General features: G+C 48.9%; 11 protein-coding genes. 5 read left to right on the forward strand and 6 right to left on the reverse strand.

The features are described 5' to 3' along the window. The first annotated feature begins 479 nt into the window (after positions 1 to 479). Positions 480 to 1,838: an MFS transporter gene (locus VIJ98_RS23115; protein ID WP_323271625.1), complete on the forward strand. Its 1,359-nt coding sequence runs from the start codon at positions 480 to 482 to the stop codon at positions 1,836 to 1,838. A gap of 119 nt (positions 1,839 to 1,957) precedes the next feature. Here the strand turns inward: VIJ98_RS23115 and umuC are convergent, their stop codons facing one another. From umuC to VIJ98_RS23130, 3 genes are all read right to left on the reverse strand, one after another. Beyond that, on the reverse strand, positions 1,958 to 3,220 hold the full coding sequence (umuC, locus tag VIJ98_RS23120; RefSeq protein ID WP_101761633.1) for a translesion error-prone DNA polymerase V subunit UmuC: 1,263 nt from the start codon (positions 3,218 to 3,220) through the stop codon (positions 1,958 to 1,960). After that, positions 3,220 to 3,642: a translesion error-prone DNA polymerase V autoproteolytic subunit gene (gene umuD, locus VIJ98_RS23125; protein ID WP_323271626.1), complete on the reverse strand. Its 423-nt coding sequence runs from the start codon at positions 3,640 to 3,642 to the stop codon at positions 3,220 to 3,222. The genes umuC and umuD overlap by 1 nt, the downstream gene beginning before the upstream one ends. Before the next feature lie 65 nt (positions 3,643 to 3,707). Next, positions 3,708 to 3,941, reverse strand: a complete 234-nt coding sequence (locus VIJ98_RS23130) for a hypothetical protein (protein WP_008101736.1) — start codon at positions 3,939 to 3,941, stop codon at positions 3,708 to 3,710. A 244-nt stretch (positions 3,942 to 4,185) separates the two neighbouring features. On the opposite strand from VIJ98_RS23130, the gene VIJ98_RS23135 reads away from it, so the two are divergent. Further along, positions 4,186 to 5,112 (forward strand): hypothetical protein, encoded by a 927-nt coding sequence (locus tag VIJ98_RS23135; RefSeq protein ID WP_323271627.1) that lies wholly within the window; start codon positions 4,186 to 4,188, stop codon positions 5,110 to 5,112. Positions 5,113 to 5,818: 706 nt separating this feature from the next. Here the strand turns inward: VIJ98_RS23135 and proX are convergent. After that, positions 5,819 to 6,829 (reverse strand): glycine betaine/L-proline ABC transporter substrate-binding protein ProX, encoded by a 1,011-nt coding sequence (gene proX / locus VIJ98_RS23140; protein ID WP_091003889.1) that lies wholly within the window; start codon positions 6,827 to 6,829, stop codon positions 5,819 to 5,821. Positions 6,830 to 7,696: 867 nt separating this feature from the next. On the opposite strand from proX, the gene VIJ98_RS23145 reads away from it, so the two are divergent. The 3 genes from VIJ98_RS23145 to VIJ98_RS23155 all read left to right on the forward strand — a co-directional run bounded on the left by VIJ98_RS23145 (position 7,697) and on the right by VIJ98_RS23155 (position 11,908). Next, a complete protein-coding gene (locus tag VIJ98_RS23145) occupies positions 7,697 to 8,095 on the forward strand; it encodes an H-NS family nucleoid-associated regulatory protein (protein WP_323271628.1) in 399 nt (132 codons plus the stop codon). 410 nt (positions 8,096 to 8,505) lie between these two features. Then, positions 8,506 to 9,771 carry a DUF2254 domain-containing protein gene (locus VIJ98_RS23150; RefSeq protein ID WP_323271629.1) on the forward strand — a complete coding sequence of 422 codons (1,266 nt, stop codon included), beginning with the start codon at positions 8,506 to 8,508 and terminating at the stop codon, positions 9,769 to 9,771. A 142-nt stretch (positions 9,772 to 9,913) separates the two neighbouring features. Continuing rightward, the gene (locus VIJ98_RS23155; protein WP_323271630.1) at positions 9,914 to 11,908 is read left to right on the forward strand and encodes a choline BCCT transporter BetT; all 1,995 of its coding nucleotides are present in this window, start codon (positions 9,914 to 9,916) and stop codon (positions 11,906 to 11,908) included. Positions 11,909 to 11,988: 80 nt separating this feature from the next. On the opposite strand, the gene VIJ98_RS23160 is transcribed toward VIJ98_RS23155, so the two are convergent. Then, on the reverse strand, positions 11,989 to 13,395 hold the full coding sequence (locus VIJ98_RS23160; protein ID WP_323271810.1) for a TrkH family potassium uptake protein: 1,407 nt from the start codon (positions 13,393 to 13,395) through the stop codon (positions 11,989 to 11,991). A 130-nt stretch (positions 13,396 to 13,525) separates the two neighbouring features. Further along, complete coding sequence (nhaA, locus tag VIJ98_RS23165; protein WP_323271631.1) at positions 13,526 to 14,674, reverse strand: Na+/H+ antiporter NhaA; 1,149 nt, start codon at positions 14,672 to 14,674, stop codon at positions 13,526 to 13,528. Positions 14,675 to 14,889: the final 215 nt, after the last annotated feature.

Raw genomic sequence — 14,889 nt, forward strand, 5'->3', positions numbered from 1 at the left:
AGGGCTGGATTATTGCAGCAACGATTTATACCTGCCTCGATGTCAGCAAAAAGCTGTGCCAGATATATCCTGATCAACAACTCGCGATCTGTATTATTGGCGTAAGTATCAATATTGTCATCAACCTTATGCTTCTATCATACCCGACTCGTGGACGAGAATAGGTAACAGCCTCGTGAATTGATAATGCTGTTGTTCAGAATGGAAGCTGTGATAACTAATGATGTCATTCATCATCCTGTTACAACAGACCGAAAAATGCCTGTGAGCTAAAATTAGTCATTTAATCCGGCTTAAACATCCTTAGCCCTCACGATCTTTCATCGCGAATAAATTCAGGATTACGCATCTCATGTGCGCAAATATGTGCATTGTCCCGACATCCTTTGCCAGTGCCATAACCGGCTACCTTTGTCCGGAAGGGATATATTCTGGTTTAACCATTTCTCTTACAAAGCCGTTATGACGAAGGAAAACCCATGAATAAGGATGTTAGCACGGGTAACACACTGAACCTGATGGCCATCATTGCAGTATCGTTAAGCACGGTCATTGCGATGCTAGACAGTACGATCGCCAATGTCGCGCTCCCTGTGATTGCGCGAGAGTTTTCAATCAGTGAGTCCAACTCCATTCTGATCGTCAATGCTTATCAGTTCGCCGTGGTCGCATCACTGCTTCCACTGGCGGCACTGGGAAAATCCGTGGGTATCACGCGCGTATTTAATACAGGCGTACTCTTATTCGCGCTGTCATCACTGGGCTGCGCGTTATCTGAAAGTCTGGAAATGCTGACGGTATTTCGCGTGGTACAGGGTTTCAGTGCAGCGGCGATTTTGAGCGTGAATGCTGCACTGATCAAAGCTATCTATCCCGCAGGCCTGCTGGGAAGAGGTTTGGGCGTGAACGTCATGCTGGTCTCCGTTGCCGCAGCGGCCGGGCCATCTATAGCCTCTGCCATCCTTGCTGTGGCGAGCTGGAACTGGCTATTCACTATCAATGTACCTGTTGCGGCAGTATCGGTACTGATTAGCGTGGTCTTTCTGAATACGAGCCCGGCTGAAAAGGGATCGTTTGATCGAACAGGAGCCATCATCGTATTTATGCTTGGTCTCCTTTTCTCATGCACTGTTTTCGGCCTGACGCGGCAGAAGATGTTTTTTGCGATGGGGAGCCTGACTGTTTTTGTATTGTTACTGGAAACTTTTTACCTGAACCAGAAGCACAAGGTCGAAAAGGCGCTGATACCTCTAACCGTCTTTCACAGTAAGACGTTAAGCCTCTCACTTCTGATGTCAGCGCTCTCCTATGCAACACAACTGCTGGCCTATGTATCGCTGCCCTTCTACCTTCACAATGTGCTTCATCGCGATATCGTGTCAACAGGGTTACTTCTGACTGCCTGGCCACTGGCAACAATGTTTACTTCGGTTCTGGCAGGCAATCTGCTGAAAAAATATGACTGTAATATCATTGGAGCCGCAGGTCTTGGGTTGTTGTTTGCCGGCATGCTGCTGACCGCTGCCCTGCCGGTGGTACCCGGAAATATTGATATTATCTGGCGAGTCGCGCTATGTGGTGCGGGCTTCGGACTTTTTCAGTCACCGAATAACTATCTCATCATGACTTCAGTAAACGATGAAAATACCAGCGTCGGCAGCGGTCTGTTAGGAAGCTCGAGGCTGCTGGGTCAGATTGTGGGTTCGGCACTGGTTGCACTGTTTTTTAACATCAATGTGAATGATCCAATCAACTGCAGCCTCATTACAGGAGCGTGCTTTTCCTTCTTTTCTCTTGCAGTCAGCTACTGGCGATACCTATCGGCAAAGCCCCATTAAAGCCATAAAACCTGGGAAGATGAGATTTGTCGCCGGGTGACTTCAATCATTAAGACATTTCTACGTGGTTCCGGGTTTCGGTTATCGTTTCAGACTACTGCAGCGGACAGTAGTAAACTTCACTTCGCCACGGGCAGATCCTCATACCGCGTCGTGTATGCCGGTGACAGCATCTCACGCTTCATCTCCCAGGATTTCTGGATCCCCTGACCTGCAAACCATAACTTCCCCTTCCCGCTCTGGTTTAGGCCATCAACAACACGCATCAGCGCCTCACTGTTGGCCTGCGGCTTAAATTCATCAAAGAGATTGAGTTGAGAAACGCCCTGGCTGTAAAAATCTCCTAGCATCACCCCTGCTTTCATATAGCGGCACCCGTCCCGCCATATATGGTCGAGACCCTGCATAGCAACTCTGATGATGTCGCGCGTATCGTTGGAGGGCGTTAGCAGCTTACCCATCGCTTGGTTTCCATAGAACACTTCACCTTCAGCGTGTGGGCTGGTCCGGACAAACACCGCTACCTGACTACAATACTGGCGCTCCCTTCTCAGCTTCTCAGCCGCGCGCTCTGCATACGAGCAAACCGCCTGACGCATATCCATATACTCGGTTATGCGGGAGCCGAAGGATCGGGAGCAGACAATTTGCTGCTTGGTTGGCGCAAATTCTTCCAGCGCGAGGCAAGGCTCGCCCCGCAGCTCGCGCACCGTTCGCTCCAGCACAACGTTGAAGTGCTTACGGATGATATATGTGCTTTGCTCCGACAGGTCTTTCGCGGTGATGATGCCCATAGCATTTAGCTTCTTACTGATGCGCCGGCCAACACCCCATACTTCTTCGACCGGAACCAGCGCCATCAGCTTCCGCTGGCGCTCAATGTTTGACAGGTCAACAACGCCGCCGGTCTGCGTCCACTTTTTGGCAGCGTAATTTGCTAATTTTGCTAACGTTTTAGTTTGGGCGATACCGACGCCCACTGTCAGATGCGTGTTGCGTCTGACGCGTTCACGAACTTCTCGCCCAAAATCTTCAAGAACCCGGCAATTTCTCAGACCTGTCAGGTCCAGGAAGGCCTCATCGATTGAGTACACCTCGACGGATGGCGCCATAGCTTCCAATGTTGTCATTACGCGATTGCTAAAATCTGCATACAGCGCGTAGTTGGAGCTAAACACGTGAATCTTGTGTCTGCGTATTTCATCTTTAAGCTTAAAGTAAGGTGCGCCCATGGGGATATTCAGCGCTTTGACTTCCGCGCTGCGGGCAATGACACAGCCGTCATTATTACTTAAAACCAGCACTGGCTTTCCCCACAGGTCAGGTCGGAAAACCTTCTCGCAGGCGCAATAAAAATTATTAACGTCCACCAGCGCGAACATTACTGGGCCATCGATTTAATCGAGTATTTGACCACTCCAAAAATTTCAAACCGGTCAGGATCGTTGACCGGAATGATAGCGTGCGCTGGATTCATTGGCTTCAGGTGCAGGCAAGGTTTGGTCATGAGCTGTTTCACCGTGAACTCTCCCTCGATGGCCGCAACAATAATGTCGCCATGATCAGCTTTCACTGAGCTGTCCACCACCAGCATATCGCCATCACTGATGCCACCGTCAATCATTGAGTCACCGCTTACCCTGATGAAATAAGTTGAGCTGGGATGGCTGACAAGCAGACTGTTAAGATCGATTCGCTGTTCAACATAGTCCTGTGCAGGAGAAGGAAACCCACATGGGACGCGCTCAATAAATAATGGCAGCGCTAATATGGCGCGGATTTTTGCAGGCTTGTAGAACTTCATGGCTGTAGTCTCAATTGATGAATTTCAGAACAAAATTAAAAGAAAATTTAATATTTTATTTATTCTCAACCATTTGGATTGAACACCTGAAACACGCGCTCATCACCTTCCGCTGTGGAAATATCCCGGAAAACTGACTTGTGCGCTTCTATCCAGTTGTTGGCTTCGCGCGGTGTGTAATGCCAGTTGAGCCGCTTAAGCTCAGTGACAAAATCGAGTGTACTGACGGTGTATCGGCCAGCGGCATCGCGTTTGATTGCGAACCTAAAGGCGTCTTTGATTTCGTAGTCGCGGGGCATGGTCATCACCCTCCCTGATAGATACTGTATATAAATACAGTAATATCGATCACCAGGTTAGATCAAGTCGATCGAGGGAGGTTTTTGCGAAGGGATTGGTGAGCATAGACATTTTTTATTTTCACTCTTGCGCACCAGGGTATGATGGTATTTCACACAGCGCGAATAAGGCGAAGACCTTGTCGAATTAACGTTCAGGGAAATAAAGCCCTTTGGGCACCACCTATAAGGCTATATAAATCATATGGATAACCTACCTTTAATGCTATCTGGTCACCAGCTGGAAATGCAGCTTTACCCCATTAAAGAAGCTGACATTGATGGCATCCAGATGGGAGTAATGAATGATGGTTCACCATTCTTAACGCTTAGAGGGCTTGCCAGACTGTGCGGCGTTGACCATACAGCTCTATTGAGAATGACCGCTAATTGGGAAGAAGAAAGAACTAAGCCAAGAGGCTTGTTTATTGACCAAAGGCTTAAAGCTCAGGGGCTTAATCTCAATCGTTTGTTTCATAAAACACTAATTCAAGGTACCGAAACAAACGCTTTCCCTGATAGCGTGTGCATGGCCATTCTTGAATATTATGCTTTTGAGGCATCCCAGGGTAGCCGTGAGGTTGCCTTGGAGAACTTTAGACGATTAGCGGGCTCACAGCTTCGCCGATTTATCTATCTCAGCGTTGGAATCGATCCAGACAATCCTCAAAGGGGAGCTCTTGAATGCTTTCATGAGCGATTACTAATGAACGATCAAGTGCCATTTGGTTACTTTTCAGTTTTCAGAGAGATGGCTGATCTATCACTAAAAATGGTCAAGGGTAACTTTGATTTTGGGCCATCAGCAATTCCTGATATTAGCGTTGGAACAATGTGGTCTAAGTATTGGGTTGCAAATGGTTTTGACGAAAAGTATGGCGCTAGGACAAAATCACCTCACGTTTACCCTGACTGGTTTCCTCAGCACAGAGCGGGTCCAATCGAGGCATGGATTTATCCAGATGATGCTTTAGGTGTGTTCCGGCGGTGGATGCAAAGTGATTACATCCCTAACAGGCTCGGTGATTACCTTGCCAAGAAGGCATTAGATGGTGCTCTTTCACCTGCAGAAGCGCTAAAGATAGTAGAGGCTGTCAAGAGGCCAGAGCTACCAAAACCACCGATGCATTAAATCATTACTACCCGGCCGCCGTGCCGGGTTTTCTTTTGGCTCAGTGCTTGCTGACACCAAAAAGATACATTGCCAGCTCTGCCACACAACTCCTGGCCTCATCCTCAAACATTGCGGCCATATAACCGACCAGTGAATCGTTCGTAATCGGTATACCTTCGTCAAGCATGTTTATAACCGCCAGCCCCATAACGCTGCGTACTACATGCACAGTCAGCATCCTACTGTTGTGAAGTCTCCTCGATAGGCCTGCCGCATGTCTTTTAGTTCTTCTGGAGGGAAATTCCTCCATAATTTTCGCGCCAGGTGTAGGACATGACGTCGGAGATATCGGGCTTTCGGTAGACCGTCGGCACGGAAGGTACCCAGCCAGAAAGCTTCACCCAAAATACTAACTGCTCATCGGGACTTTTAAATTGGCACAATCTCAACTCGGGGGAGGGATTATCATGTCAGAATTCTGTTCCTGAATGGGCCGGTTTTTGAGTCGTGGTCAGCGTTCAGAAACGTTGGAGAAAGAATAGCATCGTAGGGTGTTCTGGCAGGCTGCTTCTACTACAAACTCTGGGTAGAAGGTGGTATGCCCATAGATTCCTTCTGTACTCAAACTGTAGCGCAGATTTGGCTATGGGCTAAGTGCACTCGATTCTGGTACACGTGAGTGCCATAAGTGTATGATTTTCACATATGACGAACGAGTTGGAAATCAGTGCCGTGGATTTGCGGCTGCAGTGGCTTCTTTAATCCAGCCGTCAAAGAGAGACTGATGCGCATGGATCCAGCCATTCACATGTCGCTCAATATCAGCTGATGAAGATTCGCCTGTGTGCATGCGCTGGTTTTGTGCGTTAACATCGGCAAGTGGAAGCTTAACGATAGAAAAAAGTTTTGCTGCTGCAGGATTTTTCTCTGCCCATTCCCTGTTAGCGACAACATGCTCATTGTTGGCCTTGAATCCATAATTTTTGCCGTTAGGTAGTGCAGTATCCTCATTTTTTTGCGATCCGGGAGTTGCCGAAAATGGAACAGTAAGCCAGATCACATCCCTGCCGGGTTTTAATTCATCACTGACCCAGTAAGGTGTCCAGGTGAAATAAAGCACAGGCTTGCCGGATTTATAGCGCGTCATAGTGTCCGCTATTATAGCGGAGTAATTTCCCTGGTTTTGTTGAACAGTTTTACTAAGTCCATATGCTTTTAACTGAGCATTGATAACTTGTCCACATACCCAGCCAGGATTGCATCCTGCAAGATCAGCTTTACCATCATCATTGGCATCGAAGAGTTTCGCAATTTTAGGGTCTGACAATTGTGAAATATCGGTGATCTGATATTTATCTGCTGTTTTTTTATCAATCAGGTAACCTTGAGCTGCACCACTGATATAGGTGCCCGCACGGTAAAATTTACTGTCTCCACCGGCGGCATTATACATATCGTGTTGCAGTGGTTCCCAGTTGACGGCCATGAAGGTTGCGTCACCGGAAGCAATAGCGGTATATGCTACATTGTAATCGACTTCCTCGGTTGCCTTTACGTTGTAACCGAGCTTTTCGAGAGCTTTGTTTATCAGCTCAGTCTGAAATGACTCTTCTGGAAGTGTACTTTGTACCGGAAAAACACTAATGCCACTGCCTGGTAGTGTTTCAGCCACAGCAACGTGAGAAACTGCAGTCACTGCAAGTGATAATACGAGTAGTTTTTTAGTCAAAATCATTGAATATTTCCTGGTTGTCGTGCACGCAAATTCTTTCCTCACCAACAGGTGAAGACGGAAAAAAGAAAGGGACTGGAATATTGCAAAATTGCTATTTGCTTAGGTGGTGATGTGAGTAGCGGAGTAGATGATAATAATTAGCGAGGAAAACTGAGTTCAGGTTAACATTAGTCATATTTCATTTAAGAAGCTGGCTTGATATCATTTTTGTGACCAGCAACAATTACTCCATAACAATTAAACGATTTCATACCCTACCACATCATAATCTTCGTGCAACCCTGAATCTATGATAAGCTGGAGAATTATCGGAGCGTGGATGCGCCGGGGGATAATTTACACGTCCTTTGAATTCTCACTTCAGCCGTTCTTTGTTGCTGTGACATAATTAATGTAAGCCCTCAGGCAGCCTGGAGAAGGAATCAGGATTGCTCGTCAAACACTTCTTGCGCATGGGTTCTTTCATATCAACGTTATAGTGCGAATTCTGAGTTCAATTCAGAACTCGTTATAAAAAACACTGTCGTGAATGTTGACAAGACACTCATGAGGAATAACTGTTGTTTTTGCCGATTTATCGCTGGTTAAGTTTAAGGACAAGGTTGCATTTGGAGCACAGGGAAAGTGCAGGGAATTTAGCCGTATCAAGGAATATTCACGCAGTTTTCGATCAGCACCTTTGCACTTTACTTCTGATTTTTTTTAAAAAAATCAGAAGTAATATAAAAATATTACACAGTCTGAGACTCGTTGTTGAAAAGGGGTATGATGTGCTTATCTCAGTGTATATTATAATATCACTGATTTTTAACCGTAACGATTATAACTTTTTCAATTTCTCTGCAACGCCACTTCCAGGAGAAGTACATGAGTGATGCACTTAAGTCATTAAATAATATTCGTTCTCTGCGCGCCCAGGCCCGCGAATTCCAGCTTGAAGATTTGGAAGAAATGCTGGAAAAATTTAAGGTTATCGTTTCTGAACGCCTTGAAGAAATCCAGGCTTCAGAAGATGCCGTCCGTGAGAAAGAAGAAAAGCTGGCTAAATATCGTGAGCTGATGCTTAAGGACGGTATCGATCCAAATGAACTGCTGGGATCTTTTGCCTCTGCTGGTAAGATTGCCACTAAACGTCCCCCCCGCCCCGCTAAATATAAGTATATTGAAAACGGTCAGGAGAAGTTTTGGACTGGCCAGGGCAGAACACCGGCTGTTATTAAGGTGGCTATTGATGGTGGTAAGTCTCTGGATGACTTCCTTATCTGACCTCTGCATTACAGTCGAATCTCTGAAGTGGGCAATATAGCCACTTCAGAGATAAAATTTTTAACTTAACAGATGACTGAATAATTAATCTCTCATCACGCCAGAAAACATAGAAAACATGGCTGAACTTTACTGATTGTATCGGTTATCGGAACTGCCGTCAGTGCGCTGACTAAAAAGGGGATCTCCGTCAACAAATAAGACATCCTTCAGGCACTTGAGCGCATGAAGCCGTCAACAGGAGTTTTGCCGGGCTAAGCTATTTCACAGGTCGCCGTGAAAACATTGCGCTACGTGCGCTGTGGCTGAGGTTTGACTACTGCGCATTCCGACACGATGCCGAAACCCGTATAGAAGATAGCCTTCTGTCTTCTTGAATTTTTTATGACCTCAACATTCAGGATACAGGGATGTCGAAAACTCAATGGATACTTAGTCAGCTAACCCGGCAGTTGTGGTTCAGAAGCTCCCTCTTTGCGGTGCTGGCCGTTATAACCGCTCTTGTAGCCATTGCGATAAAATCGTTTATCCCCCCAACGGTATCCGGCATTATCGGCACCGATGCGGTTGATAAAATTCTTGGTATTCTTGCATCCAGCATGTTGGCGGTTACCACTTTCTCACTCAACATCATGGTGTCTGCCTATAACACAGCCAGTAGCAGCGTAACGCCGCGCGCTACTCGACTGCTGCTGGAGGACAGAACGACACAGAACGTGCTCGCCACTTTTATTGGCTCGTTTCTGTACAGCCTTGTAGGCATTGTGGCACTGGGTATGGGGGCTTACGGCAGGCAGGGGCGCGTCGTACTTTTCTTTGTCACGCTGATGGTCATCGTGATGATCGTCATTACGCTGCTTCGCTGGATCCAGCATCTTTCGCAGTTCGGACGCATGGCTGAAACATCCCAGCGCGTTGAAGAGGCCACTGCGCTGCCGCTCGCTGAACGTCTCAGGGATCCCTGCATGGGATGCTCTCCCTGGCATGGGGATGTTGAGCCCACCACAGATTTCCCGCTTATGCCCTGCAGCGTCGGCTATTTACAGCACGTGGATCTCAGGCGACTTTCTGATTTTGCTGAAAAGCACAGCGTCTGGCTCTATCTCAACACTCGACCCGGTGCATTTATTCACTTAACCTGCCCCTTGTTGTGGAGCCAGAAAGCCTTATCTCCGGAGCAGTCCGGCGAGTTGAGGGAGGCATTCACGATTGGAGCTCAGCGATCATTTGACCAGGACCCACGGTTTGGGCTGAGCGTTTTGTCCGAAATAGCCTCACGCGCACTTTCCCCAGCTGTAAACGATCCTGGAACGGCAATCGACATCATTGGCAGAGCCGTCAGGCTCTTCAGCCAGCCTGACGTTGCAGACGTTGTAGATACGTCTTACTACCGGCTTTTCATCCGACCAGCCGAACTCAGTGATATGTTTGATGATATTTTTACGCCCATTGCGCGTGATGGTGCGGCTCTGGTCGAGGTGCACATCCGGTTACAGAAGGCCCTGATTGCGCTAGCGCGCTTTCGACCCGAAAGATATGAAAGTGAAGCCAGGCGTCATTCAGAACAAGCGCTTGAGCGCGCAAGGCAGGCACTCACTTATAAGGGGGATTTTCACATTCTGGAAGTTCTTGCAGGCGAATTTACAGCTACTGGCTTGAGTAACAGGCCTGAGTAAAAGGCTTGAAGATGAATTTAACTCATAACTTCCGATTTATGGCAACCCGCTGCTGAATAATTGCGCATTCGCTGGCGCATGGGTTTTACTGTTCCATACTGATTGTTACATTTGGAATTCATTCAATCTGTACAGGAACGTTATGACTTCTTCTGAACCTGGCGAAATCGCTAAACGCATCCACATTAATCCACCGGTGTTCTTTACATCTGCCGCGCTTATAGTTGTGCTGGTTGCATTTGCCGCACTTTTTCCAGAGCAGGCGGACGTGCAACTCGGTGCGCTGCAAAATGCCCTCTTTGCCAACGCCAGCTGGTTTTACATTTTAGCCGTTGCGCTTATTCTGCTGACAGTGGCTTATCTGGGCCTGTCTCGTTACGGTGACATAAAACTCGGCCCCGATCACGCCGAACCCGATTTCAGCTATCACTCCTGGTTTGCCATGCTCTTCTCAGCCGGAATGGGTATCGGCCTGATGTTTTTCGGCGTGGCTGAGCCCGTTATGCACTATATGTCACCGCCATCCGGCTCGCCTGAAACCGTACAGGCGGCCAAAGAAGCGCTTCGCATCACATTTTTTCACTGGGGGCTTCATGCCTGGGCCATTTACGCCATCGTGGCGCTGATACTGGCTTTTTTCAGTTACCGTCATGGCTTGCCACTTACTCTGCGTTCGGCCCTCTACCCTCTTATCGGCGACAGAATTTATGGATGGATGGGACATGCCGTCGATATCTTCGCTGTGATCGGAACCGTACTCGGCGTTGCGACGTCACTGGGATACGGCGTGTTGCAGGTAAATGCGGGACTCAATCACTTATTTGGCGTGCCGGTAAATGAAACCATGCAGGTTATTCTGATCGTTGTCATCACGGCACTGGCTACGCTTTCAGTGGTCTCCGGTCTGGATAAAGGTATTCGCATCCTCTCCGAGATTAACCTCAGCCTTGCGGTGCTACTGCTTATCCTGGTCGGCGCGCTGGGGCCGACAGTACTGTTATTGAAATCATTTGTTGAAAATACTGGTGGATATCTTTCTGAACTGGTGACGAAGACATTCAACCTGTATGCCTACGAGCCGAAGTCCAGCAAATGGCTGGGAGGATGGACACTCTTTTACTGGGGCTGGTGGCTGGCCTGGTCGCCGTTCGTCGGGATGTTTATCGCCCGAGTCTCCCGGGGCCGTACAATCCGCGAATTTGTGACCGGCGTGCTGTTTGTGCCGGCGGGCTTTACCCTGCTGTGGATGACCTTTTTTGGCAACAGCGCCATCTGGCTTATCATGCAGAAAGGAGCAAGGGATCTGGCCGAGACGGTACAGTCAGATCAGACGCTGGCGCTGTTCAATTTTCTCGAGCACTTCCCGTTCAGTTCGGTCCTGTCGTTTATCGCCATGGCCATGGTTGTGGTGTTTTTCGTCACGTCTGCTGATTCCGGCGCGATGGTAGTGGATACGCTAGCCTCCGGAGGAACGGATAAGACTCCGGTATGGCAGCGTATATTCTGGGCCGGGCTCATGGGTGTTGTTGCTGTAACGCTGTTGCTTGCCGGGGGTATGAAGGCGCTGCAGACGGTGACTATCGCCAGCGCCCTGCCCTTTGCCGTTATTCTGCTGATGTCAATTTATGGCCTCATGAAGGCGCTGCGGGTTGATGCGTGGAAGCGTGACAGCAAGCAAATCGCGACCATTGCGCCCACGGCAGCACGTAACCCTATTTCCTGGCAACGCCGACTGCGCAATATCGCCTACTTTCCTAAGCGTTCACAGGTAAAGCGTTTTATGACCGAGGTGATCCAGCCCGCAATGGAAATGGTTGAACAGGAGCTGGCGAAACAGAATACCGTTTCGCATACCCTTACCGATGCTGATGATGGCCTGCACTTTGAAGTTGACCTCGGCAACGAGCTGAACTTTGTGTATCAGGTCAGGCTACGCTCGTACATGCAGCCGGCTTTCGCGCTGGCCGGCATGTCCGACACGGATCGGGATGAGGAGCACAGGTACTTCCGCGCCGAAGTCTATCTCAAAGAGGGTGGACAAGACTATGACGTCATGGGATGGACACAGGAACAAATTATTCATGACATTCTCGATCAGTATGAGAAGCATCTGCATTTCCTGCACGTAGTACGCTAAAAGCGCATATAACTCAAAAGAGGCGCTGAATACGCCTCTTTTTTTAGCAAATATTCATATCAGAAACCTGACGAGACATCTCAGGACCGCCAGAAAAAGCGTGAGCACAAGATTAGCAGCGGATAGATTTCCAGCCGCCCCATCAGCATTGCCGCACACATCAGATATTTGGCAGTGTCGTTCAGCGTGCCAAACGTTGATGCCGTTTCACCGAAGCCAAGCCCCATATTGTTGATGCAGGCTGCGACGGTGGCAAACGAGGTCAGCAGATCATAACCCATCATATTGAGCAGCCAGACCAGTACGACCGTCATTGAAACGTACAGAAAGAAAAAACTCCAGACTGACCGAAGCACTCTGTCACTGACTACGCTGTTGCCCACCCGAACACTCAGGATGGCGCGTGGATGTGCCAGCTGGTGTACTTCGTGGCGGCTCTGCCGGAACAGCACCAGAAAGCGAAGAGCTTTAATGCCTCCGCAAGTGGAACCCACACAGCCCCCAAAAAAACTGGCGATCAACAAAAAGATGATGGTGTGTGAGGGCCAGCTGGCATAGTCGGCCGTTGCGAGGCCATTATCCGTGATCATGGAGCTGGTGAGAAAGAAGGCATGAATAAGGCTATCCGTTGCGTCATACATGCCGGCATGCCAGATTTGCCAGGCCGTGATCAGCACTGCGACCGTGACAACCGCCAGAAAAAAGCGAAGTTCCGCGTTATTTTTGAACGGCTTTAGCGTGCGCTTTATCAGCGCCATATACCAGAGCGTGAAATTGAGCCCGGACAGCAGTGAAAACGCCCCACCAACAAGTTCAGCCGCATGATTCTGATAGAACCCCAGACTTTCGCTGTGCGTGGAGAATCCCCCCAGTGAAACCGTTGATAACCCATGACATATCGCATCAAAAATCGGTAGTCCGGCCATCCAGTAGGCCAGAGAACAGCTTACGCCCAGGGCCGTGTAGACAAGCCACAGGCTTTTAGCTGTGTCGGCAAGGCGGGGAGTGAGGCGTTCTTCCCTGAACGGCCCCGGCATTTCGGACTGATAGAGTTTCATTCCACCAATGCCCAGTAAGGGAAGTACCGCGACAGCCAGAACAATGACACCCAGACCGCCGATGAAATTCAGTTGTGCGCGATACAGAAGATAGGCTTTAGGAAGTTCGCTGACACTCTCAACGACAGTGGCACCCGTCGTCGTAATACCTGAAACGCCTTCAAACATCGCATCGGCAAAACTGAAGCCCAGTGAGTCATTCAGCCAGAAAGGCATGGCACTGATTATCGAAAACAGCAGCCAGAAAAGCACAATAATGATAAAGCCATCCTGAGTGCGCAACTGCAGCCCTGGGGAGCGGGTGATGGCCCACAGGCCTGTGCCCCCGCTGAAAAATAGTGCAAACGTTGACAGGAAATCAAGATAACTGCGATCGCGGTTAAAAAGTGCCATGAGTGCCGGTAGCAACATCGTGAGGCTGTAAAGCATCACCAGAAAGCCGCATAGGTGGAAAATTACCCTGAGCCTGGAGGGGGCCTTTAAAAAAAGGTTATGCACGGGGGTCTCCCGAAACGCATGTCGGCAGGCACATCACTGGCAAGTTATAAGTCCCATGAAATTATGCTACCTGCTCATTATGTCGACTTACTGTCGCCAGTTTTAAGAAAATCAGACCGGCAAGCGCTGACAATGCTGATCCTGCCAGTACACCCACTTTAAGTTCACTTTGCATTACATCATCGCCCGGGAAAGCCAGACCACCAATAAACAGGCTCATGGTAAAACCAATCCCACAGAGAATAGCCACACCATAAAACTGGACGGCTGTCGCGCCTTCAGGCATACGGGCCATTCGGAGCCTGATCAGTAACCATGAGACTGTCGCTACGCCCAGTTGTTTACCCACAAATAGTCCCAGTGCGATCCCGACAGGAATGGGAGACAGCAGCTGTTCAGCAGAAATGCCCTTCAAATTCACCCCGGCATTTACAAAGCCAAAAACAGGAACGATGAGGAAAGCAACCCAAGGAGAAAGCTTAACCTCAAGCCGGCTAAGTGGAGAAAATTGCGCATGCGTACGTGCGGTGTGCGGAATAGAAAGCGCAAGAATGACACCTGCCACAGTGGCGTGAACGCCGGAATGGTAAACAAAATACCACAGTAACATGCCTGTTAGCAGATAAGCGGACAGCGACTTCACCCCGGATTTGTTCATGATTATCAGGCACAGTGTCACAGCAGCAGCGCCTCCCAGCATAATCAAGCTGAGACTGTGCGTGTAAAATGCCGCGATAATGATTACCGCACCCAGATCATCAATAATTGCCAGCGCTGCAAGAAATACCCTGAGTGAAGGAGGCACTTTATCTCCCATCATGGCAAGAACACCCAGAGAAAATGCAATATCTGTGGCTGACGGGATGGCCCAGCCATTGAGCGCCTGAGGATTATCATGATTAAAAAAAACGAAACAGGCTGCGGGCACCAACATTCCGCCCAGCGCAGCTGCACCTGGTAGGATACGTTGATCCCACTGTGCAAGTTTACCCGACAGCAGTTCACGCTTTATTTCCAGTCCAACCAGCAGAAAGAAAATGCTCATCAGCACATCATTGACAACCTTTTCAACCGGCCACCCCCCCAGTGAGGCATGCACCAGTTGATGGTAGAGGCCGTCGGCGGCGGTGTTTTCCATGATGATTGCGGTAACTGAGAGCATAATAAGCAACAGACCGGTAGCCAGAGGAGAATGGAGCAGTTTCTTCATAAAGAGACAGAGTCCGGATGATAAAAAGCGCACCTTACCATCTCTCCCTAAGCCCTTCCATCACTGCCGGGCGCGGAAAATTCCACTCTGCTACTCGCCAGCAAAAAGAAACGTTTTGTCGCGTCCATATCCCACTGGCTATCATCATATTTTCAGTCAGATAGATGAATATCCATGGGACGTTGCTTCCCCCTCTGATGCCGCCACACCGGAGT

Source organism: Pantoea sp. S18, assembly GCF_045689705.1.
Lineage (GTDB): Bacteria > Pseudomonadota > Gammaproteobacteria > Enterobacterales > Enterobacteriaceae > Pantoea > Pantoea symbiotica.

Excerpts from the sequence above, each read along its gene's own strand:
- VIJ98_RS23115 (WP_323271625.1), top strand. The coding sequence starts at position 480 with ATGAATAAGGATGTTAGCACGGGTAACACACTGAACCTGATGGCCATC.
- umuC (WP_101761633.1), bottom strand. The coding sequence starts at position 3,220 with ATGTTCGCGCTGGTGGACGTTAATAATTTTTATTGCGCCTGCGAGAAG.
- umuD (WP_323271626.1), bottom strand. The coding sequence starts at position 3,642 with ATGAAGTTCTACAAGCCTGCAAAAATCCGCGCCATATTAGCGCTGCCA.
- VIJ98_RS23130 (WP_008101736.1), bottom strand. The coding sequence starts at position 3,941 with ATGCCCCGCGACTACGAAATCAAAGACGCCTTTAGGTTCGCAATCAAA.
- VIJ98_RS23135 (WP_323271627.1), top strand. The coding sequence starts at position 4,186 with ATGGATAACCTACCTTTAATGCTATCTGGTCACCAGCTGGAAATGCAG.
- proX (WP_091003889.1), bottom strand. The coding sequence starts at position 6,829 with ATGATTTTGACTAAAAAACTACTCGTATTATCACTTGCAGTGACTGCA.
- VIJ98_RS23145 (WP_323271628.1), top strand. The coding sequence starts at position 7,697 with ATGAGTGATGCACTTAAGTCATTAAATAATATTCGTTCTCTGCGCGCC.
- VIJ98_RS23150 (WP_323271629.1), top strand. The coding sequence starts at position 8,506 with ATGTCGAAAACTCAATGGATACTTAGTCAGCTAACCCGGCAGTTGTGG.
- VIJ98_RS23155 (WP_323271630.1), top strand. The coding sequence starts at position 9,914 with ATGACTTCTTCTGAACCTGGCGAAATCGCTAAACGCATCCACATTAAT.
- VIJ98_RS23160 (WP_323271810.1), bottom strand. The coding sequence starts at position 13,395 with ATGCTTTACAGCCTCACGATGTTGCTACCGGCACTCATGGCACTTTTT.
- nhaA (WP_323271631.1), bottom strand. The coding sequence starts at position 14,674 with ATGAAGAAACTGCTCCATTCTCCTCTGGCTACCGGTCTGTTGCTTATT.